The following is a 20,381-nucleotide window of genomic DNA, read 5'->3' as shown; positions in this document are numbered from 1 at the left end:
ATAACGGGACCGGGATCAGGTGAGGTCTGCGCTGCAGACGAAGGTGGGCCAGTCGCTCGTGTCTCCCCGGACGGCGGCCGCTTCCGCGACGTGGCGCGGCGTCTCGGGGAGCAGGACCCGCGTCCGATCGACGCCGAGTGCGGTGGCGTCGTCGCGAATCGCGTCGAACAGGGCCGCGGCCGCCTCGCCGTCGTCCCACGCGCCGACGGCGTACTCAGCCAGGCGCACGTCGTCTCCCGGGTCGCGCGTCACCCGAGCGCGACAGGCCATGGCGCGGGTCCCGCCCCCGGTGATCGCGAACACCGCCTCTTCGTCGGCGAGGGCCCGCAGGTCGTCGTGGGTGAGTTCCGAGAGCGCCCACGACTGCTCCCCGTCCAGTGCGAGTCCCCCGAGCGCGGTTCGAGCGTCGCTGTCGGTCCAGTAGGTCCAGGCGACCGTCGGGTCGTCGGTGACCGACAGCGACGGCGTCGCCTCGTTCGGGTCCGGCGACGCCCACCGGAACGAACAGGTCGGTTCGAACCCCGCCGCGACGGACTGCCCGAGGCCGGCGTCGTTCCACGAGAACACCATGTTCCGCGCGACCGTCGCACCCCCGTCGCCGGCCCAGTCGAGGAGGTCCTCGACCATCGCCAGCCCGTGGCCCTCGCCCCGGTTGGCGGGGTCGACCCGGATGCCCTGGAGCCAGGCCTCGTGGCCGCTCAGCATGACGCCCTGACAGAGCCCCACGGCGGTCCCGTCGACGGTCGCGACGACGGTCCGCTGGTCGGGGCCGTCGCTCGCCACCCAGTCGCGGAACACCGCCGGGATGTACTCCGCCGTGTCGCGGTCGCTCCAGACCTCCTCGACGAACGCGACCACGTCGTCGTAGTCGTCGGTTCGCGCCTGCCGCACCGTCGGTGACATACCCGACACTGCGCGGCGGGGGCGTGAAAAGCTTCGCTCGCCCGCCCGGCCGTTACAGCCAGGGGGTCGAGCGCTGCTGAACCTCGCCGGCCAGGGACTCCTGCATGGCGGATTCCACGTCGTCGCTGTTCTCGAGCGCCCACATGAGCTTGACCTTCGCCGTGCCGGGCAGCGTGTCCTCGCCCTCGACGACGCCGGCGTCCAGCAGGTCGCGGCCGGTGTCGTAGACGCGGTCGCAGACGCGGCCTTCGAGGCACTGGCTGGTCATGACGACCGGGACGTCGAGGTCCTCGATGACGCCGATCCAGTCGGTGTTGACGTGGCCCAGCCCGGTCCCCTCGATGACGATTCCCTCGCTGTCGGCGGCGGCCGCCTCGAGCAGCGAGGCGTCCATGCCGGGCGAGAACTTCACCAGTTCCACGTCCGTCTCGACGGCGTCGTACAACGCCAGATCGGTCGCGCCCCGCTCGGCGTACTCGCGGCGGAAGGTCACCGTGCTCTCGCCGTCGATGTCGTAGTCGACCTCGCCGATGGGCTTCGCGCCGACGGTCTCGAAGGCGTCCCGGCGCGAGGTGTGGTTCTTGCGGACGCGGGTGCCGCGGTGGAGCGCACAGCGGTCGTCGGACTCGTCCGCGTGCATGCAGACCAGCACCTCCGCGCAGTCGCTCTTGGCCGCCTCGACGGCCGAGACGGCGTTCATCACGTTGTCCGAGGAGGGGCGGTCGGCCGACCGCTGGCTCCCGGTGAAGACGACGGGGACCGGCGTGTCGAGCATGAAGGCGAGCGCCGACGCGGTGTACTGCATCGTGTCGGTGCCGTGCATGACGACGACGCCGTCCGCGCCGGCCTCGATCTCCTCGTGGACGGCCCGGGCGAGGTCCTGCCAGACCGCGGGCGTCATGTTCTCCGAGAGGATGTTGGCGACGACCCGGCCGCGGTAGTTCGCCATCCCGGCCAGGTCCGGGACCGCCCGCAGCACGTCCTCGGCGTCGAACTGCGCCGTCACCGCGCCGGTCCGGTAGTCGACGGTCGAGGCGATGGTCCCGCCGGTCGAGATGAGCGACACCGTCGGCAGGTCGTCGTCGAACTCGATCTCCGACGTGCCCTGCTCGTCCTGTGCGCTCTCCACGTCGTAGACGTCCGATTCGAGGACGTCCACGCTCGCTTCCTCGCGGTCGATACCGACGTTGTATCCCCCGTCGAGCTTGACGACGAGGTGTGCCGGCGTGCTGGAGGGGAGCAACACGCCCTCGTAGGTCTGGGCCGCGCGCTCGACGCGGACCCGGTCGCCTGCGTTCATGCGCGGGAGTTTCCGCCGGCGGGACTTGAACCCACTCGTTTCGGCCAGCGCCCAGCATCGGCCCGGAACGTACCGCTTCACTCGCGTTCGGAACTGCAACTCACGCGCGCTACCAGACCACAAGGTTATCCCAATAGACACTCTCCTAACAAGTATGGCAGACAACAAGTCCGGCCGCGAGAACCAGGCCCGGAACGACGAGCGCCGCCAGCGAGAACGTGCCATCGCGGAGGAACTCGAACGCGCGGACGACCCCGAGCCGCCGGTCGATCCCACGGCGCTCGCCTACTTCGAGACAGAGCTCGACGCGCTCGAATTCCCAGCGACAGCGGCTGACGTGGTGGCTGCGATGGGCGATTACGAGGTCGAGTCCACCGAGGGGACGCACGCCGTCGCGGACCTCCTCCCGGAGGCGACGGTCGAGTCCTTCGACTCGCCCGCCGCGGTTCGGACGCGGGTCCAGCGGCCGACGATAGCGGGGGCGATGAAGCGCGTCGTGGAAGCCGCCGACGCCCACCAGAGCGCGTCCTTCGGTACCTCACAGCGCGACGGCTACGAGCGAACGTTCCGGGAGTTACAGGCCATCGACGGGGACGACGACGACGAGGGTATCCGGGTCGTCGCCGACTGGATCGTCGAGCGCATCCACGAGAAAGAGCGACTTCCGAGCTCGCGTGACGTTCGCCGGCGAGCGGCGACGTTCTGCCGGGAGAACGGCTACTCGGTCCGCAACGACGACTGGCTCGGTGTCTGAGCGGCGGCACTGCCACGCGCACGGCTGTTGACGGCCCCCCAAAAGGTCCATACTGCTCGCCGTCCCACCTTCGGTATGGCCGAGCGAACCGAGGAACGGACCCGCGAGGCGGACGCCGAGGCCGAGGGCGATTTCGGCGTCGACGTCGGCACGACAGAGTCGCTGGGCGGCGGAGCGACCGACGCCGATCCCGAGCGGTCGTCGGAGTCCACCCGGAGCTACTTCTCGCTGCGCGCGCTGCTGTACGCCTTCGGCGCGGTCGGCGGCGGGATGGTGCTTGGCGGGCTGATTCCACTCCTGCCGTTCACCGAGATGCTCGGCATCGCCCTGGGCGCGTTCGTCTACGGACTGGTGGCGAGCCAGCGCCGCTACCTCGAACTCGCCGTCGCCGGCGGCGTCAGCGGCGGGCTCACGGCCGTCTTCTCGCTGCTGCCCCAGCTCGCCGCGGGGCTGAACGGGACTCGGCTGTTCGCCATCGCCGGCGCTGTCGGGCTCGTGCTCTCGGTCGTGGGTCATTACTTCGGCCGGGACCTGCGGGACGGCCTCACGAAGGACCTGTGACCGACGCGCGGGCGGCCCGGCCGGCGCTCAGGTGATCTCCCAGCCGTCGTCGGTCTGCTCGACGATTCCGTCGTCTTCGAGCCGCAGCAGGGCCTCCTCGACGATCTCCGGCGGTGCCTCGATCTCCCTGGCCAGCGCGGGGACGGAGTCGACGCCGTTGGCCAGCCCGCTGACCAGTTCCGCGTACAGCCGGCCGTCGCCGTTCTCGAACCCCTCGTCGATGCGGTCGCGCACGTCGGTCATTCGGGCCTGAACCCACCGCTGGGCCAGCGAGAGCTCGTTTTCGAGCTGTTCTAAGTGCTCCAGTTCGCGTGCGAGGTCGCGGAAGTCGCCGCCGGGCTCGGCGTCGAGGGTTATCGACAGGTGCCGACAGGACGGCATCTCGAACTCGGGGTTCGCGGGGTAGGCGCTCTTGGTGCCGAACTCGTAGGGCGAGACGCGGACCTCCAGGCGGAGGTTCCGGGCGATGGAGAAGTACTTGCGCCGCTGGTCGTCCGTCCGCGAGTCGACGAGCCCGGCGTCTTCGAGCTTCTGGAGGTGGTCGATGACCGCCTTGGGACTGACGCCGATGTACTCGCTGATCTCGGTGACGTAACAGGGTTTGTGGGCGAGCAGTCGGAGAATCCGCCGCCGGTTGGCGTTCCCGAGGAGATTGAGCAGCTCGGCGGAGTCCATTCGTCCGAAGATAGCGGGTCACGGTTCAAAAGCATGACTCTCGTCGGGTGATTTCTCGCGGCCTGTCGGAAATTCCTTCGACAGTCGTTACGGCAGCGGCGTCACGTCGTCGTCGGACCCGAGGGAATTCGGTCCGCCGCCGTTGCCGCCGTTGCCACCGTTGCCGCCAGCGCCGCTCCCACTGTTCCCGTCGCCGCTGTTGTCGCTTCCGCCGTCGCCACCGTCGCCGCTATCCCCGGCGCCGTTGTCGCCGCTGTTATCGTCGCCGCCGTTTCCGGAAGCACCGTCGCTGTCACCACTGTTGCCGCCGTTTCCGGAAGCACCGTCGCTGTCACCGCCGCCGCTGTCATCGCTCCCGCTGCTGTCGCCGGTGCCGCTATTCCCGGCGTCGTCGCCGCTGCCACCGTCGCCGTTCTCGGCGCTGTCACCCCCGTTCCCGTTTCCCTCGCCGGCCTCGCTTCCGTCGTTCCCCGAGTTCGACTGGTCGCCGCCGGCCGCCGAATCGTCGGACCCGTCTCCGGACGCCGAGTCGCCGCCGTTACCGGCGTTTCCCTCGTCGTTCGGTCCGGTCTCGTTCGCGCCGTCCCGCGGTCCGGACTCGTTCGAGGCCCCGTCGGGTCCTTGTCCCGGCGCATCAGACTGGTTTCGGTCGGTCGCGTTTCCCGGCTGACCGGGCACGTCGGTCGGCGGCCCCCGGTCGCTCTCGTTGGCTCCCTGACCGGGCGCGTCGGTCGGCGGGCCGCGTTCGCTCCCGTTCCCGTCTCTGCCGGGCGCGTCGGTCGGCGGGCCGCGCTCGCCTTCGGGCGGTCCGCCGAGGCCCCGCGCGATCACGGCGACCCGCTGGCCGGAGAGCTCGCTCGCGTTCTCCCGGAGCCGCTCGAGCGAGGTTGCGTTCACGCCCGTCCGCTCGGCGGCGTCGTCGGTGTCGTTGATCGCGGTCTGGAGCCCCTCGATCTCCGCCGTGAGCCGACTCTGCTGGGCGACGTAGGCCGGCCGCGAGAGATTCCCGCTCTCGTATCGCGCTTCGAGGGACTCGTTGCGGTCCTGGAGGCGTTCCAGCCGCCGTTCGAGCGATCCGGCTCGCTCCGTCACCAGCCGCGCTCGCTCGGTCTCGTTCGACCGGGTGAACGATGCTTGCCACATCCCGTTCTCGACCGTGTCGTTCGCGGCGGCCGAACTCGACTGAAGGAAGGCGGTCAGGCGCGTCCCCAGGCCGCCGTCGGACTCGTTCTGGACGGCCGGCGTCTCCGTCGCGGTCTCCTGTGCCGCCGCGACCGGGACAGCGACGGCGACGACCGCTACGAGGACCAGCGACGCGAGCAGCGCGGCCTGGCGTTGGCTCATTCGTACTCCCGTCTATCGACCCCGAATTAAAAAAGAGGTGCCTTCGTTCGTGTCGTTCACGCGCGACCGAAACGCCGCCAGACAGTCCAAGAGCGTTTATCGGTCGCTCACGGGCCGTTTCCCTCCTGGGAGGAGTACCCAGGCGGTCGCGACCGAGAGAACGGAGAGCGCGACCGTGGCGAGCGGGAGCGCGAGCCCGGGCTCGTACCGCAGGGGCGGGTAGTAGCCGAGGCCGTAATCGAGCGCGTCGTTGACGAGCGCCAGCACGAGGGCGGTCGCCAGCGCGCCCTTCGTCGTCCGGGCGTAGTGAGGCACTAACAGCCCCTCCGCGACGAACCCGACGTGGGTGACGATGATACCGAAGTACGCCCACGGGGCCGGGAAGTAGGCGTCGAACCCGAGGTTCAGCGCGACGACGGTCCACAGTCCCATCTTGACGAGCCAGACCAGCGCCAGCGTGTGCAGGTACGCGAGCGGGGTCGTCAGCGGTACGTCGTCGAGCGACCGCCCGAGGAAGGGAAGCAGCGTCGCCACGGACAGCGTCATCAGGAACAGCGCGGCGGGGGAGTCGGCGTACAGCGGCCAGAGGAACGTCGACACGTCCGGCATCGTCTCGACGTAGTAGCGGACGCCGACCAGCATCGCGACGGCGTTGACGACGAGCAGCCACACCAGACTCGGCGTCTGTTCCAGGTAGTAGCGCGCGTACCGGCGCGGCAACGGCCCCCAGTCACTCATGGGTCGAACCGGGACCGCTCGCGGCAAAGCCCTGTCGAAGGGGGACCGCCGTTCGCCCGGCGAATATTGCGGTCTGAATGCACGACGGGAAAAGGATACCGGCAAAAGCTTATGTGTGGCAACAGTCCACATGCAACTGCACCGATGTTCGAACAGTTTTCGAGCGGATACTACCTCGGCCGCCTCTACATCGAACCCAGAGACGACGCGGCGGCCGCAATGTGTCGCGAGCAGCACGAACGAGTGAACGAACAGCTGTACGCCTCCGGAGACGGGGTCGAGCGGACAGACTACCCGCTCGTGATGAAACTCGGCTCGCGGCACTTCGCCGTCCACGGCGACGAACAGGTCCCGGCAGACACGCTCGCGCTCCCCGAGACAGTGCTCGAGGACGCCAACGTCAGGAACCCGCCCAGCCTCGAAGAGGTGTTCCTGGCCAAGGCCGACCACGCGGCGCAGTTACTCTCGATCTCCGAGGGGACGCCGACGCTTCCAGACGCAGCGGTGTGACGACCGAAGGTATCCGCTCGGTTGAGGTTTGCACTGGCGGATACGACCACCGTACCGAGTGAAGAGTCGGATTCGATGCCCAGAGGCCGACAGTGGGAGAGACCCCCGTCCAGAGCGGTCGATTTGTTGGCCCCGCTACCCGACGAGACCGACCGTCCAACGGGCTATTTCGGAGGCCGTGAACACCGCGCCTTCTAGACGGGAGAGGACTCTCCCGGTCCAGAGGGCAGCGACCAGCAGTATCGTGACGCCGCTCAGCCACGCCAGCGTCTCCAGTGCCGTGGCACTCACGGCGAGCGGTCGAACGAGCGCTGCGATACCCACGATGCCGGTGATGTTGAAGACGTTGCTGCCGACGACGTTCCCCACCGAGACGCCGAGGCTCCCGCGCTGGATTGCCACCAGCGAGACGGCGAACTCCGGTGTTGAGGTCCCGGCCGCGACGATTGTCCCACCGATGACCCACTCGGAGATACCGGCGCTCCGGGCCAACTCCGAGGCCGCCACGACCATGAAGTCGCCGCTCACCAGTACCAGCGCGAGCCCGCCCACGAGGAATCCGATGTCCCGTCCGCGGACGGTCACCCGTTCCGTCACGGGGCTGACCAGCCCGCCTGTCCCGAGCGGGTGGTCACTGGTAGCCGTCGGTTCCGACTGGCTGGTACGGAGTAAGTAGGTCGTGTAAGCGGCGAACAGCGCCGCCAGGACCCCTCCTTCGAGTCTCGTAATCTGCAGGTCGAGAATCGCGAGGCCGCCGACGAGCGTGCTCGCCAGCAGCGCGACGCCGTCGCGGTGAACGAGTGATCTCGCGATTGGAATTACCTTCAACAGGGAGACCACGCCCAGAATAAACGCCAGGTTGTATATGTTCGAGCCGAGGACGTTCGCGACGGCGATATCGCCCACACCTTTGAGTGCTGCGTCGACTGAAACCGACAGCTCTGGCGTCGAAGTCCCCATCGCGACCACCGTCAGTCCGATAGTGAGATCCGAGAGACCGAGCCGCTGTGCGAGCCGAACGACGGCGTCGACCAGGAGCCGTGCGCCGACCCAGAGACCCAGTATCGAGACGAGAATCACACCGATTTGGACGGCCGGGCCGCCTTGGACCATGATGCCGGTCTACCGAGGGTCGGGCAATCAATGTTTGGCACCCGGTCGCGGTCGGGCCTCTGGGAAGCCACTTTTAAGCCCGTCGCCGCCCGCCACTCAGTCGATGTTGGATCGGTTGCTGGGACGGGCCGCGCTGAAGGAGCGGGTGGCCGAACTCGAAGAGGACAAGCACCACCTGGAGCGCCAACTGGAGGCCGAGGAGGAGCGACGGGCCGACGCGTCGACCGAGCGCCAGCGGGCGGAGGCCGAGGTCAATCGGTTAGAGGACCGCGTCGCCGAACTCGAAGACCGGGTCGAGCGCCTGCGAGACGAGGGCGCGGACGCGTCGTTTCGGGCCGAGGAGACGCTCTCCCGGGAGCGGCTGGCGGCCGTCCTCGATCGGCTCGAATCGTTCGAGACTGGGCCGGAGGGCGTCTTCAGCGCCTACGTCGCCGACGAGCACGACCTGCCCGGGCCGGTCCGCGACGCATTCGGCGACCGCGCGTCGCTGGTCGCGAGCGCCGCGCCCTGCCTGGCTGTCGCGGACGACGCCGGCCTCCTGTCGGCCTGTCTCTCCGTCCCCGCGCCGCCGACGCCGTTCGCCCAGTGGGGCGAGACGGTTCGACTGGAGCGGTCGTGGTTCGAACCGACCGGCGAGTACGTCGTCGCGCTCGTGCGCTCGGACCTGTTCGCCGTCGGCGAGTACGACGGGCGCGAGCGGACCGCGTTCCACGGCTTCGACTCGGACCTCAAGAGCCAGCACTCGAAGGGCGGCTTCTCGCAGGGACGGTTCGAGCGGCTCCGGGACCAGCAGATCGACACGCACCTCGACCGCTGTCACGCGGCCCTCGACGAGGTATCGCCCGACCGGCTGTACGTCGTCGGCGAGCGCTCGGTCATCCACGAGTTCGACGGGCGCGCGACGGCGACGAAGGCCGTCGACGCGACGGGCGAGCCGGCGGCCGCGCTGGACGACGCCGTCCGGTCGCTGTGGACCGCGCAGTTGCGCGTGCCCTAGCCTTTGCGGACCGCGCACCCACGCGGGGCCGTGGCTGCCACCGGTGACGCGTGGGTAGTTTTTTCGCCGCTCGGCGACTCTCTCGGGACATGGACCTCGCCATCCTCACACACGGGTCGTTCCCGGACCGGGCGAAGACCGGCGTCGGGCTGTTGCGCTACGGCGACCAGACGGTGCGAGCGGTCGTCGACCGCGAGCGGGCGGGCCAGCGCGTCCGCGACTCGCTCCCGGACGTGCAGGACGCCCCCATCGTCGCGTCGATGGCCGACGCGCCCGCGGTCGACGCGCTCCTCATCGGCATCTCGCCCATCGGCGGCGAGTTCGACGAGTCCTGGCGCGAAGACGTGCGCACGGCCATCGAACGCGGCTGTGACGTGTACTCGGGGCTCCACTACTTCCTCGCGGAGGACGAGGAGTTCGCCGACCTCGCCGCCGAACACGGCGTCGAACTGCACGACCTCCGGAAACCGCCCGACGACCTCAGCGTCGCGGCGGGGACGGCCGGCGACGTGGACGCGACGGTCGTCACCACCGTCGGGACGGACTGCTCGACGGGGAAGATGACGGCATCGTTCGAGATCCGCGACGCGGCGCGCGAACGGGGCCTCGACGCCGCCGTCGTCCCGACCGGCCAGACCGGCATCGCCATCACCGGCCGGGGCATCGTCGTCGACCGCGTCATCGCGGACTACGCCGCCGGGGCCGTCGAGCGCCTCGTCGAGGCGGAGGGCGACCGGGACCTGCTCGTCGTCGAGGGCCAGGGGGCCATCGCCCACCCGGCCTACTCCGGCGTGACGGCGAGCATCCTCCACGGGTCGGCCCCGGACGCCCTCGTCATGTGTCACGAGGCCGGTCGCGAGGCCGTCCACGGCTACGAGTCGTTCGCCATCCCGCCGCTGTCGGAGTACGTCGACATCTACGAGCGGATGGCGGCTCCGGTCTCAGACGCGTCCGTCGTCGCCGGGATGCTCAACACGCGCCACCTGGACGGGGACGAGGCGGCACACGCCGTCGCGGACTACGCCGACGACCTCGGCGCGCCGGCGACGGACCCGGTCCGCCACGGCGTCCCCGACGAGGTGCTGGACGCCGTCGTATGAACTGGACCGTCGAGCGCCGCGACCTGCCGCTGTCGGACCCCTTCGGCATCTCGCGAGAGACGAGCGAGACGAGCGAGACGGTCGTGGTTGAACTGACCCGCGACGGCACGACCGGCGTCGGGGCCGTCACGCCCTCTGCGTACTACGACGAGGTGGCGGCGTCGGTCACCGACGTCCTCCCGGAACTGCTCGAACGCGTCGATCGGGTCGGCGACCCGCAGAACCAGCAGCGCATCGAGCGGGCCCTCTGGGAGTGCGCGCCGGACCGGCCCGCCGCCCGGATGGCCGTCTCCATCGCGGTCCACGACCTCGCCGCTCGGGCGGTCGGCCTGCCGCTGTACCGCCGGTGGGGACTCGACCCCGAGGCGGTGCCGCCGACCACTTACACCGTCGGCATCGAACCCCCCGAGCGGATGGCCGAGAAGGCCCGCGACGCCGCCGACGCGGGCTTCTCTCGCTTGAAAGTCAAGCTCGGGACGGACGACGACCGGGCGCGCTTCGACGCGGTGCGCGACGCCGCCCCCGACGCGGAGCTGCGGGTCGACGCCAACGCCGCCTGGACCGCCGCGGAGGCCGTCGACGCGGCCGAGTGGCTCGCCGACGCCGGCGTCACGATGCTCGAACAGCCGGTGGCGGCCGACGACCTCGACGGCCTCCGTCAGGTGACCGAGGCGACCGACGTCCCGGTGGCGGCCGACGAGTCCTGTCGCACCGCCGCGGACGTGCCGCGGGTCGCGGACGCCTGCGACATCGTCAACGCGAAACTGCTCAAGTGCGGCGGCCTGCGACCCGCGATGCGGCTGCTCCACGCTGCCGACGCCCACGGCCTCGACTCGATGCTCGGCTGCATGGTGGAGTCGAACGCCAGTATCGCCGCCGCCGTCCACCTCGCGCCGCTCGTCGACTACCTCGACCTCGACGGCGCGCTCCTGCTCGCCGCCGACCCCTACGCCGGCGTCCCGCTGGACGGCGACGTGTTCGACCTGACGGCGGTGTCGGCCGGCACCGGCGCGAGGCGGGACCCGTCCTTCGGCGACTCCGACTGAGACGGTGGGCTGGAAAATCGAAACGAGTACAATCACTGTTGATAATCAGGGACGAACTACTTTGTATGCGTCTTACAACACAGGATTATGGCACGCTCAGTTCTCTGTGTTGATACTGAAGAACGGATAGACGACGTGGCGGCGGCGGTCGAGGACGACGAGTCGCTGACCGCGCGGACGGCGACGACGGTCGCGGAAGCGCGGGAGACACTCGACGCCGAGCCCATCGTCTGCGTGGTCACGGCGTACGACCTCCCGGACGGGACCGGCCTCGAAATCGTCGGCGCGATTCGGGACATCGCGCCCCAGACGCCCTGCGTCCTGTTCACGGACGTTCCGCCGGCGGAGATCGACACGGCATCGTTCGAGGAGAGCATCGTCGAGTACCTCAACCGTGGCCTCCCCGACGCGCACGACCGGCTGGCGTTCGTCGCGAACGACGTGATCGACTACAGCGCACAGGCGAGCTTCATCCGCCCGGACGACGAGGACGAGCGACTGGAGACGCTCGCGCAGTACGACGTCGAGGAGCTCCCGATCGAGGACAGCTTCGACCGCCTGACCGGTCTCATCGCCAGCCACTTCGACGCCGCGGTGTCGTTCATCGGCCTCATCGAGGAGGAGGAGGAGAACTTCCTCGCCTGTCACGGCGGCGACCTGGACACGCTGACACGCGAGAACACCATCTGCACGCACAGCATGCTCCAGGAGGACGTGATGATCGTCGAGGACATCATGGAGGACGCCCGCTTCGCCGAGAACGAGCAGCTCCAGAACCTCGGCATCCGCTCGTACGCCGGCGCGAACATGACCGCGAGCAACGGGCAGGTCATCGGGCAGGTGTGTCTGCTCGATCACGTGCCGCGGAGCTACGACGCCGAGGAGCAGGCCGAACTCGAAGACTTCGCCGACACGGCGATGGAGATCCTGGAACTCCGACAGAGCGTTCGAGACGCCGCCGAGACGGAGGTCGCGAGATGAGTTCGCTCTCTGCCGACGGATTCGACGTGCCGGACGGGATCGGCCCGCTGCAGAGCGGTACGAGCGTCCTGCTGACGGGCGACGACGCGGACGCGCTGGAGTCGGTGTTCGCCCGCATCGTGGCTCCGGCCGACGCCGAGCGAGGCGTCGTCCTCACGACCGAGCACCGCGGCCGCGCCGTCCAGCGGGCCCTGAACGGCGAGCGCCGCGGCGCTGACGACCGGACCGCCGTCCTGGCCGCCGAAGGAGCGGCGACGAGCGACGACATCACTGCGATCGACGACCTCTCAGACCTGACCGGGCTCGGGATGACGTTCTCGTCGCTCGTCGCCGAGGCACAACAGGAGACCGAGCGCTTCCGGACCGGGATCTTCCTCTGTTCGACCATCGCCAGCGAGATCGACGACACCCGGTCGCTGTACCGCTTCCTCAACTCGAACTTCCTGACCGAACTGCGCCGCGGCAACGGGATCGGCGTCTGCGCGATCGACACGAGCGCCGACATCGGCGCGGACGTGGACAGCACGGTCACGGGCCTGAAAACGTCCTTCAAGACCCACATCGACGTGGACGCTACCGACCGTCGGAGCGCGGAGCTCGCCATCGACGGTCCCGACGGGGAGCGGACCCTCGACACGGCTCTCTAGGCGTCTCGGAAAAGTCACCGACCGCCGGTCGGCGCGAGAGGACGGATCGCCGTCCGTCTCAGGCCGACCGGACGGCCTCGAGCAGTTCTTCGTAGTCAGGCTCGTTCGTCGGGTCGTCGGCGATCCAGTCGTAGGTGACCGTTCCCTCATCGTCGAGGACGAACACGGAGCGGTTCGCGACGCCGAGCAGGCCGAGGTCCTCGATGTCGATACGGACCCCGTAGGCCTCGATGGCGTCCCGGTCCATGTCGCTGACGAGGTCGAACGCCAGATCGTGCTCGTCGCGGAAGGCGTTGAGCGAGAACGCGGAGTCCGCGCTGACCCCGAGGAGCGTGGCTCCGGCGTCCTCGAAGTCGTCGAGGTGGTCCTGCAGGGCGACCATCTCGTTCGAGCACGGCGGGGTGAACGCCCCGGGGAAGAACGCGAGGACGACCGGGCCGTCGCCCAGGTGGTCGCTCAGTTCGAAGGCCTCTACTTCTCCGTTCGCGATCGTCGCCGAGACGTCCGGTGCGGTGTCACCAGTGGATACCATCACGCGACAGTAGCGGCGTCACCGGAATAAATACCAAGCATCAATGACACGTGTTCGCGAACCCCACGCAAACGGCAGTCACAGCCACTCGTCGAAGGAGTGGTGTTCCCGGCTCGCGGCGATGTAGTCCAGCTGCATCGCACAGATGGCGTCCGCCAGCGGCTTCCCGTCGTCGAGGTGCTCGCGGACGCGCTCGACCTTCCAGGCGCTCGGCGTCGTCCCCGCGTCGTATCGCGCCTCGATGGGGCCGAGGTACTCCTCGACCTGCGCCTCGGGGACGCCCTGTTCGTCCAGGCCGCGGCGGGCGTAGCGGAAGACCTCGTCGTAGATGACCTCGCGGTCGCCGGTCCGCTCGCCGTGGACCGTCACCCACGAGAGGTCGGCGTCGAGCCCGTCGCGGGCGGCGGCGTAGAAGCTCCTCTCGGCGTCCCGCCAGGGCAGTTCCGAGACGGGGTGGTCGTCGACGACGAGTCCGCGGAGCAGTCCGACCGTCAGCAACTGGAGGCCGATGACGTCCTTGACGTGGGGCTGGGTCGGGAGCGGGCGGTACTCGATGCGGAGCGAGCGCTCGGTGCTGGCTCCCTCGACAGGCTCGCCGCCGACGACGCAGCGGAGCCAGCGCCAGTAGGTCCCGCGCTTGTGGTCGAACTCCCAGAACTCGTCGGCGAAGTCGTCGCGGTCGCCGTCTTCGAGCCACTCGCGCAGGAACGGCGCGAACAGGTCGTCCTCGACGACGCGGCCGACCACGTCCGTCGGCGAGTCGAGGTCTCGCGGGACGCGCACCTTCGGGTGTTCGCTGGTGTTGACCGACTGCTCGAAGGCGGCGATGCGAAGCTCGTGGTGCGTGTTCTCACACAGCCACTGACCGTCCACCTCGTCGTACAGGTCCGCGGGGAGGAACGGCGAGTTCGCCGACAGCGCGAGCAGCGGCCCGAGGGTCCGGATCGCGGCGTTGTAGTACTCTGGGAACGCCTCGGTATCGGGAATCTGGAGGTGGGGCTGGATCGAGGTGGCCAGCGACTCGAACAGGATCGAGGGGAACGACCCGCTGTAGCCCGGCACGTCGAAGTCGATGCTGCCGCCGGCCCGGCGCAGCGCCTCGTTGTCCAGCGCGACGTACCGGGGGGCCTGGCGCATGTTCTCGGCGAGGACGACCCCGTCGCGCGTCTCGTGAGCCGAGAGGTACGCTTCGCTTCCCTCCTCGGGGGGGATTGTCCACATCGCGTCGAGCACCAGTTCGCAGTTGCGGTTGCTCGCCTGCTGGCGGGCCTGCTTGGTCTGCATCTCGACGGCGGTCGTCTGGACCGCGATGCCGGTCTCGTCGAAGCTGTCCGGCTCGGTGTTGACCTCGGCGTTGTGCAGGCCCAGTTCCTTGTTCGCCTCTCCCTCGAAGACGGCGTCGGGCAGCCGCGTCAGCCGGCCCTCCCAGTCCTCGGGGGCCATGTACGGCTCGTCGGGCTCGTCGTCGGTCGCCTCGACGGCCGGCTCCTCGTCCGCGGCGGGCGTCTCCGGCTCGTCCTCGGCCAGCGGGCTGTCCGGGTCGATGTCGAGCGACGGGCCTTCGCCGGGGCCGAACCCGGCGTCCGCGTCAGCCGGTGCGTCGTCGCCCTCCTCACCACGCCTGTCGTCGAGCGACCCGCTCGCGTCTGCTTCGAGTTCCCCGCCGCTGTCGGATTCGGGTTCCAGCGACGCGCCACCTCCGCTCTCGGGTTCGGCCGGCGCGTCGAGCGACCCGCTCCAGGCCGCGCCCGATGACCCGCTCAGGTCGTCGTCGAGGTCAGACTCGTCGATCTCCTCGTCGCTTCCCTCGTCCGCGTCGGGTTCGGGCGGGTCGTGCTCGGCGTTGATCGCGTACAGTTCGACCTCGATGCCCACGGAGAACGCCTCGTTGTCGAACTCCCCGGCGTCGATGGCGGACCGGAGCTTCATCGCCTGTTCGTCGACCCGCTCGGTGAACTCGGCGGCTGTCTCGTCGGCGAGCGACCGCGTCACCAGGTCGACGATCTCGTCCATGCTCGGTAGTGTGTGGGCTCTTCCACTATAAGTGACCCGTCACCCGTTGCCATTTCTGATACTCGGCCCCTACTCGAAGAGGTCCTCGTGGCGGGCCGCGAGGTTGGCGTAGTCGCCGGAGTGGAACGCCTCGAACACCTCGTCTGGGTCGATGGTTGTCTCGGACAGCGGCGTCACCGAGGCCGGCGACCCGCGGACGAACGACTCCGGCGGGACCTCGTAGCCCGGCGGGACGACCGTCCCCATCGCGACGATCGACCCCTCGCCGATGACGGCGTCGCTGACGGTCGAGTTGAAGCCGACGAGCGCCCCGTCGGCCACCTCGGCGTCGTTGAGGACGGCCCCGTGGCCGACCATCACCTTCTCCCCGACGGTCGAGGCGTGGACGATCGCGCCGTCGCCGATGGCCGACTCCCGGCCAACTTCGACGGGGCCGACGTCGCCGCGCAGGACCGCGCCGGGCCAGACGTTCGCGTTGGGGCCGACGGTCACGTCGCCGACGAGGGTCGCCTCGCGACTGACGTGTGCGTATCCGTTGATCTCCGGCGTCGATCCCTCGAACGCGTAGTCACGGCTGTCCATACGTACGCCAGCGTGTCGCTCGTCCGAAAAGATACCGGTCAGACGGGTGAGCGCGGTCCGGTCGACGGCGTCGCCGCGCCGGCCTGCCCGACGTGCCCGTCGCTGGCCGTCGTCGGGAATCGCGGAAAACGTTCCGTCGACGCGGTCGCAGCGCCGAACGCGGCTCACTCGATGTGGACGACGAGGACCGGGACGGGCGCGTTCTGGACGACGCGCTCGGTGACGCTGCCGAGGTTCGCGACGCGGTCGCGACCGGTGCGGCCGTGAGTCCCCATCACGACGAGGTCGACGCCCGCCTCCTCGACGTAGTCGATGATCGTCTTGTGGGGAATCCCCTCCTCCATCCGCGTGACCACGTCGAGACCCGACTCCTCGCCGCCGACGGCGATGTCGTCCAGCGCGATGTCGCCCTCCTCTTCGAGGGACTGGCGCACGTCGTCCTGGTCGTCCTTGTCGGCCGCGAGGTACAGTCGCTTGTCGACGACGTAGAGCCCGTGGAGCGTCGCGTCGTTGTCCCGTGCGATAGCGGTCGCGTGGGCGAGAGTCTCCTTCGTTCCCGAGCTACCGTCCGTGGCGACGAGTACCGAGTCGTACATTGCTACGCGTGGCCATGCGGCCCGTGCCCACATAGTACTCCCTGTCACCGAGTCGTCGTGTCTCCGACCCCCGTCTCCGGTGCAGATTTTGTTTTCTCCGGGTACCACTGTTCAATATAAAGTTCGAGCGCCCATTACTTGTCAACGGGAATACTTTTCCCCGTCCCTGTCTAGTGTTTGCATACGATGCAGGGGAGCACGCAGCCGGATGACACACGGGCAGAGCTGTATGTCCGCTCGTTACTGCCCGACGGACACACCCGGCAACAGGCCGGGGTGATAGACCGACTCGAAGCGCTCACCGACGGCGACGAGCTGACTGACGTGACCGTTCACGTCGTCGGCAGACAGATCCCGTCCACGCCGGCCGAGGCCCGAACCGACATGGGGCTGTTCGCGCTGAACCGCGTCAGCGTCTTTCAGGAGTGGGCCAAGCGAAACGACTGCTCGCTCGAACCCGCCTTCCGGGTCCGGACGGTCGACTCGGAGATTTCCGACGAACAGTACCGCGCGCTCGTGTTTCCCGTCCAGCTCCTGGCGGAGTACCGCGGCGCGCAACTCACGTGCGTGTCTCCCCACACCGCGGACGGCGAGACGGTGACGGTCACCGACCACGTCGAGATGCTCGAACGGGAAGACTCGACCGCGTTCTCGCCGCTCGAACGCGCCAGCGCCCCCAGACCGGCGACCGGCTCCGAGGCCGAAACCGATGTCGAGGTCGAGGCCCGTAGCCACGAGGCGATCGACGAGGATTCCGACCCGCTGTTGCCGGAGTGACGCCCGCGTCTCAATACACTTATCCCCGGCCGCCATCGTATTCCCGGGTATGAGTACGGTCACGGTCACGCTGCCCGACGGGACGCCGCTCGAGGTGGAGCGTGGCAGCACGGTCGAGGATGTCGCCTACGAAATCGGGCCGGGGCTGGGTGACGACACGGTCGCCGGCGTCGTCGACGGCGAGCTGGTCGACAAGCACGCCCCCATCGAGGACGACGTGGAACTCGAGATCGTCACAGACGGGAGCGACGAGTACCTCGACGTGCTCCGCCACTCGGCGGCCCACGTCTTCGCGCAGGCGCTCCAGCGGTGCTACCCCGAGGCGAAGCTGACCATCGGGCCGTGGACCGACGACGGGTTCTACTACGACATCTCCGGCGTCGACATCGACGAGGACGACCTCGAGGCGATCGAGGCCGAGGCCGCGGAGATCATCGACGAGGACTACGACATCGAGCGCGAACTCGTCGACCGCGAGGACGCCTTCGAGCGCTACGAGGACAACCCCTTCAAGCAGGACATCCTCGAGACCGAGGCCGCAGACGAGGACCCCGTCTCCTTCTACACGCAGGGCGAGTTCGAGGACCTCTGTCAGGGTCCCCACGTCGAGTCGACCGGCGAAATCGGCGGATTCGCCCTGCTCGAAATCTCGGCGGCGTTCTGGCGCGGCGAGGAGGACAACGAGACGCTGACCCGCGTCTACGGCACCGCGTTCCCCACGCAGGACGAACTCGACGAGTTCCTCGAACGCCGGCGCAAGGCCGAGGAGCGCGACCACCGCAAGATCGGCCAGGAGATGGACCTGTTCTCCATCGACGACACGACCGGGCCGGGCCTGCCGCTGTACGAGCCGAACGGCAAGAAGATCCTCAACGAGCTGTCGGACTACGTCGCCGGGCTCAACCGCGACGCCGGCTACGACGAGGTCGAGACGCCCCACGTCTTCCGGACGGAGCTGTGGAAGAAGTCGGGCCACTACGAGAACTACGTCGACGACATGTTCCTGCTCGACGTCAACGACGAGGAGTACGGCCTGAAGCCGATGAACTGCCCGGGCCACGCGACCATCTTCGAGCAGAACTCCTGGAGCTACCGCGACCTCCCGGTGCGGTACTTCGAGGACGGGAAGGTCTACCGCAAGGAACAGCGCGGCGAGCTGTCGGGCCTGTCCCGGACGTGGGCCTTTACCATCGACGACGGCCACCTGTTCGTCCGGCCCGACCAGATCGAGTCGGAGGTGCTCGCGACCGTCGACATAATCCTCGACACGCTCGACACCTTCAACCTCGACTACACGGTCCAGTTCGCCACGCGGCCCGAGAAGTCCGTCGGCGGCGACGAGATCTGGGAGAAGGCCGAGGCCCAACTGGAGGCCGTCCTCGAGGAGCAGGACATCGACTACGTCGTCGAGGAGGGCGACGGAGCGTTTTACGGCCCGAAGATCGACTTCGCCTTCGAGGACGCGCTCGGCCGCCACTGGGACGGTCCGACCGTCCAGCTGGACTTCAACATGCCCGAGCGCTTCGACCTGACCTACACGGGCGAGGACAACGAGGACCACCGCCCGGTGATGATCCACCGCGCGCTGTACGGTTCCTACGAGCGCTTCTTCATGGTGCTGACCGAACACTACAACGGGAAGTTCCCGCCGTGGCTCGCGCCCGAGCAGATCCGACTGCTCCCGGTCAGCGACGACAACATCGAGTACTGCGAGGAGATCGCCGCGGCGCTCGACGACTTCCGGGTCACCATCGAGGACCGCTCGTGGACGGTCGGCCGGAAGATCCAGCAGGCCCACGACGACCGCGTCCCCTACATGTGCGTCATCGGGGACAACGAGGAGGAGTCGGGCACTATCTCCGTCCGCGACCGGCGGGAACGCGAGGAGGCGGACGTCGACCTCGACGCGTTCCGCGACCACCTCGAAACCGAGATCGAGCAACAGCGGACCGCCGTGACCTTCCTCGCCGGCCGGTAAGTCGGCGCGTCGTCGCTCCCTCTTCGGCACTCGACCGGCCACCCGGCAGACTCCGGGCCCGCGTTTTTATTCCCGGCGGGCGACCGTCGGCGTATGGGCTCCTCCGATGGTCGCTCTGACGACGGCAGCGACCACTCCGACGCGAACGGTGACTCGAGCGATCCCGACGGTCATTCGAGCGACACCATGCGTGAGCGCGCGTCCGAGGACACGCGGCTCCTCTGGCTCCTGCTCGACGCCGACCGCTGGCTGGTGACCGGGCTCTTCTCCGCCGTGCTGTTCTGTGGCATCATCGCCGTCGGTCACTTCCACCCGTCGTCGGCGCTGACGCTGCTGACGCGTGGCGACCCGGTCGAGACGCTGTTTCAGGCGCTCATCACGGGCACGATCACGGCCGTGACGCTGGTGTTGACGCTGAGCCAGCTCGTCCTCTCGCAGGAGCTCGGCGCGGTCGGCGACCAGCGCGACCGGATGGACGGCGCGATGGAGTTCCGGGACAACGTGGCCGACGCGCTCGGCACCGCCGTCAGCCCGGCCGAGCCCTCGGCGTTCCTGCGCTCGCTGGTCCGGGCGACCGGCGAGCGAGCGCGCACCGTCCAGAACGCCGTCGACGGGAGCGACCTCACCGAGGAGCACCGGGACCTGCTCACGCGGTACCTCGACGACGTGGTCAGTAACGCCGAGCACGTCACCGACCAGCTCGAAGGGAGCACGTTCGGCGACTTCGACGTGATCAAGGCCGCGCTGAACTACAATTACTCCTGGAAGCTCTACGCCGGACGGCGCATTCGCGAGTCGTACGCCGCCGACCTCTCTGACGACGTGGAAGAGTCGCTCATCGACCTCGTGGAGACGCTCGAACTGTTCGGCCCCGCCCGCGAGCACTTCAAGACGCTGTACTTCCAGTGGGAACTGTCGAACCTCTCGCGGACGCTGCTGTACGTCGCGGTCCCGGCGCTGCTCGTTTCGATCACCTCCCAGACGTTCTTCGACCCGCGGGACTTCGTCGGCGTCACCGCCGGCATCTCCGACGCGTTGCTCATCCTCGCCGCGACGACCACGCTCTCGATCCTCCCCTTCACCATCCTGCTGTCGTACATCCTCCGGATCGTGACCATCACCAAGCGGACGCTCTCGATCGGCCCGTTCATCCTCCGCGAGACGGACCGATCGGTCGACGTGGACTGGGACTAGCCCGTTCAGGGCGAGTCCAACGGTATAAGTGTGACTCCCC

The 20,381-nt window shown here is 68.7% G+C and carries 21 protein-coding genes; 11 read left to right on the top strand and 10 right to left on the bottom strand.

Features of this window, described 5'->3' with window-relative positions; translation table 11 throughout:
- Positions 1–15: 15 nt before the first annotated feature.
- Both GM656_RS03200 and gatD read right to left on the bottom strand, forming a co-directional pair.
- On the bottom strand, positions 16–903 hold the full coding sequence (locus GM656_RS03200; RefSeq protein WP_162412204.1) for a GNAT family N-acetyltransferase: 888 nt from the start codon (positions 901–903) through the stop codon (positions 16–18).
- Positions 904–955: 52 nt separating this feature from the next.
- The gene (gene gatD, locus GM656_RS03195) at positions 956–2,203 is read right to left on the bottom strand and encodes a Glu-tRNA(Gln) amidotransferase subunit GatD (protein ID WP_162412203.1); all 1,248 of its coding nucleotides are present in this window, start codon (positions 2,201–2,203) and stop codon (positions 956–958) included.
- A 154-nt stretch (positions 2,204–2,357) separates the two neighbouring features.
- Here gatD and GM656_RS03190 point away from each other — a divergent pair, with 154 nt between their 5' ends.
- Complete coding sequence (locus GM656_RS03190) at positions 2,358–2,957, top strand: DUF5789 family protein (RefSeq protein ID WP_162412202.1); 600 nt, start codon at positions 2,358–2,360, stop codon at positions 2,955–2,957.
- A gap of 75 nt (positions 2,958–3,032) precedes the next feature.
- Positions 3,033–3,518, top strand: a complete 486-nt coding sequence (locus tag GM656_RS03185; protein ID WP_162412201.1) for a hypothetical protein — start codon at positions 3,033–3,035, stop codon at positions 3,516–3,518.
- Between the two features lie 27 nt (positions 3,519–3,545).
- Here the strand turns inward: GM656_RS03185 and GM656_RS03180 are convergent, their stop codons facing one another.
- From GM656_RS03180 to GM656_RS03170, 3 genes are all read right to left on the bottom strand, one after another.
- On the bottom strand, positions 3,546–4,193 hold the full coding sequence (locus GM656_RS03180) for an ArsR/SmtB family transcription factor (protein ID WP_162412200.1): 648 nt from the start codon (positions 4,191–4,193) through the stop codon (positions 3,546–3,548).
- Positions 4,194–4,280: 87 nt separating this feature from the next.
- Entirely contained in the window at positions 4,281–5,537 is a 1,257-nt protein-coding gene (locus GM656_RS03175; RefSeq protein ID WP_162412199.1) for a hypothetical protein, read from the bottom strand.
- 96 nt (positions 5,538–5,633) lie between these two features.
- On the bottom strand, positions 5,634–6,275 hold the full coding sequence (locus GM656_RS03170; RefSeq protein WP_162412198.1) for a DUF1405 domain-containing protein: 642 nt from the start codon (positions 6,273–6,275) through the stop codon (positions 5,634–5,636).
- Positions 6,276–6,419: 144 nt separating this feature from the next.
- Between GM656_RS03170 and GM656_RS03165 the strand changes: the two genes are divergently transcribed.
- Entirely contained in the window at positions 6,420–6,785 is a 366-nt protein-coding gene (locus tag GM656_RS03165; RefSeq protein WP_162412197.1) for a DUF5802 family protein, read from the top strand.
- A gap of 135 nt (positions 6,786–6,920) precedes the next feature.
- On the opposite strand, the gene GM656_RS03160 is transcribed toward GM656_RS03165, so the two are convergent.
- Positions 6,921–7,898 (bottom strand): calcium/sodium antiporter, encoded by a 978-nt coding sequence (locus tag GM656_RS03160; protein WP_162412196.1) that lies wholly within the window; start codon positions 7,896–7,898, stop codon positions 6,921–6,923.
- 103 nt (positions 7,899–8,001) lie between these two features.
- Between GM656_RS03160 and GM656_RS03155 the strand changes: the two genes are divergently transcribed.
- The 5 genes from GM656_RS03155 (at position 8,002) to GM656_RS03135 (ending at position 12,669) form a co-directional block, all read left to right on the top strand.
- Entirely contained in the window at positions 8,002–8,895 is an 894-nt protein-coding gene (locus tag GM656_RS03155; RefSeq protein ID WP_162412195.1) for a Vms1/Ankzf1 family peptidyl-tRNA hydrolase, read from the top strand.
- Between the two features lie 89 nt (positions 8,896–8,984).
- Positions 8,985–9,995: a DUF1611 domain-containing protein gene (locus tag GM656_RS03150; RefSeq protein WP_162412194.1), complete on the top strand. Its 1,011-nt coding sequence runs from the start codon at positions 8,985–8,987 to the stop codon at positions 9,993–9,995.
- On the top strand, positions 9,992–11,041 hold the full coding sequence (locus GM656_RS03145) for a dipeptide epimerase (protein ID WP_162412193.1): 1,050 nt from the start codon (positions 9,992–9,994) through the stop codon (positions 11,039–11,041). Before GM656_RS03150 ends, GM656_RS03145 begins: the two co-directional genes overlap by 4 nt.
- An 87-nt stretch (positions 11,042–11,128) precedes the next feature.
- Positions 11,129–12,022, top strand: coding sequence for a GAF domain-containing protein (locus GM656_RS03140; RefSeq protein ID WP_162412192.1), 894 nt, complete (start codon positions 11,129–11,131; stop codon positions 12,020–12,022).
- A complete protein-coding gene (locus GM656_RS03135; protein ID WP_162412191.1) occupies positions 12,019–12,669 on the top strand; it encodes a DUF7504 family protein in 651 nt (216 codons plus the stop codon). The genes GM656_RS03140 and GM656_RS03135 overlap by 4 nt, the downstream gene beginning before the upstream one ends.
- Before the next feature lie 58 nt (positions 12,670–12,727).
- Here GM656_RS03135 and GM656_RS03130 read toward each other — a convergent pair whose 3' ends face one another.
- The 4 genes from GM656_RS03130 to GM656_RS03115 all read right to left on the bottom strand — a co-directional run bounded on the left by GM656_RS03130 (position 12,728) and on the right by GM656_RS03115 (position 16,392).
- Positions 12,728–13,201 (bottom strand): redoxin domain-containing protein, encoded by a 474-nt coding sequence (locus tag GM656_RS03130; RefSeq protein WP_162412190.1) that lies wholly within the window; start codon positions 13,199–13,201, stop codon positions 12,728–12,730.
- A 78-nt stretch (positions 13,202–13,279) separates the two neighbouring features.
- On the bottom strand, positions 13,280–15,214 hold the full coding sequence (locus tag GM656_RS03125) for an ICP22 family protein (protein WP_162412189.1): 1,935 nt from the start codon (positions 15,212–15,214) through the stop codon (positions 13,280–13,282).
- 69 nt (positions 15,215–15,283) lie between these two features.
- A complete protein-coding gene (locus GM656_RS03120) occupies positions 15,284–15,796 on the bottom strand; it encodes a gamma carbonic anhydrase family protein (protein WP_162412188.1) in 513 nt (170 codons plus the stop codon).
- Positions 15,797–15,960: 164 nt separating this feature from the next.
- Positions 15,961–16,392: a universal stress protein gene (locus GM656_RS03115; RefSeq protein WP_162412187.1), complete on the bottom strand. Its 432-nt coding sequence runs from the start codon at positions 16,390–16,392 to the stop codon at positions 15,961–15,963.
- 186 nt (positions 16,393–16,578) lie between these two features.
- Between GM656_RS03115 and GM656_RS03110 the strand changes: the two genes are divergently transcribed.
- The 3 genes from GM656_RS03110 (at position 16,579) to GM656_RS03100 (ending at position 20,341) form a co-directional block, all read left to right on the top strand.
- Positions 16,579–17,169, top strand: a complete 591-nt coding sequence (locus GM656_RS03110; protein WP_162412186.1) for an HTH domain-containing protein — start codon at positions 16,579–16,581, stop codon at positions 17,167–17,169.
- A gap of 49 nt (positions 17,170–17,218) precedes the next feature.
- Complete coding sequence (thrS, locus tag GM656_RS03105) at positions 17,219–19,147, top strand: threonine--tRNA ligase (RefSeq protein ID WP_162412185.1); 1,929 nt, start codon at positions 17,219–17,221, stop codon at positions 19,145–19,147.
- Between the two features lie 186 nt (positions 19,148–19,333).
- Positions 19,334–20,341: a hypothetical protein gene (locus GM656_RS03100; RefSeq protein WP_162412541.1), complete on the top strand. Its 1,008-nt coding sequence runs from the start codon at positions 19,334–19,336 to the stop codon at positions 20,339–20,341.
- Positions 20,342–20,381 lie beyond the last annotated feature (40 nt).

This window comes from Haloarcula salina (assembly GCF_010119195.1).
Taxonomy (GTDB): domain Archaea; phylum Halobacteriota; class Halobacteria; order Halobacteriales; family Haloarculaceae; genus Haloarcula; species Haloarcula salina.
The sequence above is the reverse complement of the archived record's forward strand: the minus strand, read 5'-3'. Positions and strand labels throughout refer to the sequence as shown.

Coding starts and splice junctions, on each gene's coding strand:
- GM656_RS03110 (WP_162412186.1), top strand. CDS start 16,579: ATGCAGGGGAGCACGCAGCCGGATGACACACGGGCAGAGCTGTATGTC.
- GM656_RS03185 (WP_162412201.1), top strand. CDS start 3,033: ATGGCCGAGCGAACCGAGGAACGGACCCGCGAGGCGGACGCCGAGGCC.
- GM656_RS03165 (WP_162412197.1), top strand. CDS start 6,420: ATGTTCGAACAGTTTTCGAGCGGATACTACCTCGGCCGCCTCTACATC.
- gatD (WP_162412203.1), bottom strand. CDS start 2,203: ATGAACGCAGGCGACCGGGTCCGCGTCGAGCGCGCGGCCCAGACCTAC.
- GM656_RS03170 (WP_162412198.1), bottom strand. CDS start 6,275: ATGAGTGACTGGGGGCCGTTGCCGCGCCGGTACGCGCGCTACTACCTG.
- GM656_RS03150 (WP_162412194.1), top strand. CDS start 8,985: ATGGACCTCGCCATCCTCACACACGGGTCGTTCCCGGACCGGGCGAAG.
- GM656_RS03140 (WP_162412192.1), top strand. CDS start 11,129: ATGGCACGCTCAGTTCTCTGTGTTGATACTGAAGAACGGATAGACGAC.
- GM656_RS03200 (WP_162412204.1), bottom strand. CDS start 903: ATGTCACCGACGGTGCGGCAGGCGCGAACCGACGACTACGACGACGTG.
- GM656_RS03190 (WP_162412202.1), top strand. CDS start 2,358: ATGGCAGACAACAAGTCCGGCCGCGAGAACCAGGCCCGGAACGACGAG.
- GM656_RS03130 (WP_162412190.1), bottom strand. CDS start 13,201: ATGGTATCCACTGGTGACACCGCACCGGACGTCTCGGCGACGATCGCG.
- GM656_RS03125 (WP_162412189.1), bottom strand. CDS start 15,214: ATGGACGAGATCGTCGACCTGGTGACGCGGTCGCTCGCCGACGAGACA.
- thrS (WP_162412185.1), top strand. CDS start 17,219: ATGAGTACGGTCACGGTCACGCTGCCCGACGGGACGCCGCTCGAGGTG.
- GM656_RS03155 (WP_162412195.1), top strand. CDS start 8,002: ATGTTGGATCGGTTGCTGGGACGGGCCGCGCTGAAGGAGCGGGTGGCC.
- GM656_RS03135 (WP_162412191.1), top strand. CDS start 12,019: ATGAGTTCGCTCTCTGCCGACGGATTCGACGTGCCGGACGGGATCGGC.
- GM656_RS03120 (WP_162412188.1), bottom strand. CDS start 15,796: ATGGACAGCCGTGACTACGCGTTCGAGGGATCGACGCCGGAGATCAAC.
- GM656_RS03180 (WP_162412200.1), bottom strand. CDS start 4,193: ATGGACTCCGCCGAGCTGCTCAATCTCCTCGGGAACGCCAACCGGCGG.
- GM656_RS03145 (WP_162412193.1), top strand. CDS start 9,992: ATGAACTGGACCGTCGAGCGCCGCGACCTGCCGCTGTCGGACCCCTTC.
- GM656_RS03175 (WP_162412199.1), bottom strand. CDS start 5,537: ATGAGCCAACGCCAGGCCGCGCTGCTCGCGTCGCTGGTCCTCGTAGCG.
- GM656_RS03115 (WP_162412187.1), bottom strand. CDS start 16,392: ATGTACGACTCGGTACTCGTCGCCACGGACGGTAGCTCGGGAACGAAG.
- GM656_RS03100 (WP_162412541.1), top strand. CDS start 19,334: ATGCGTGAGCGCGCGTCCGAGGACACGCGGCTCCTCTGGCTCCTGCTC.
- GM656_RS03160 (WP_162412196.1), bottom strand. CDS start 7,898: ATGGTCCAAGGCGGCCCGGCCGTCCAAATCGGTGTGATTCTCGTCTCG.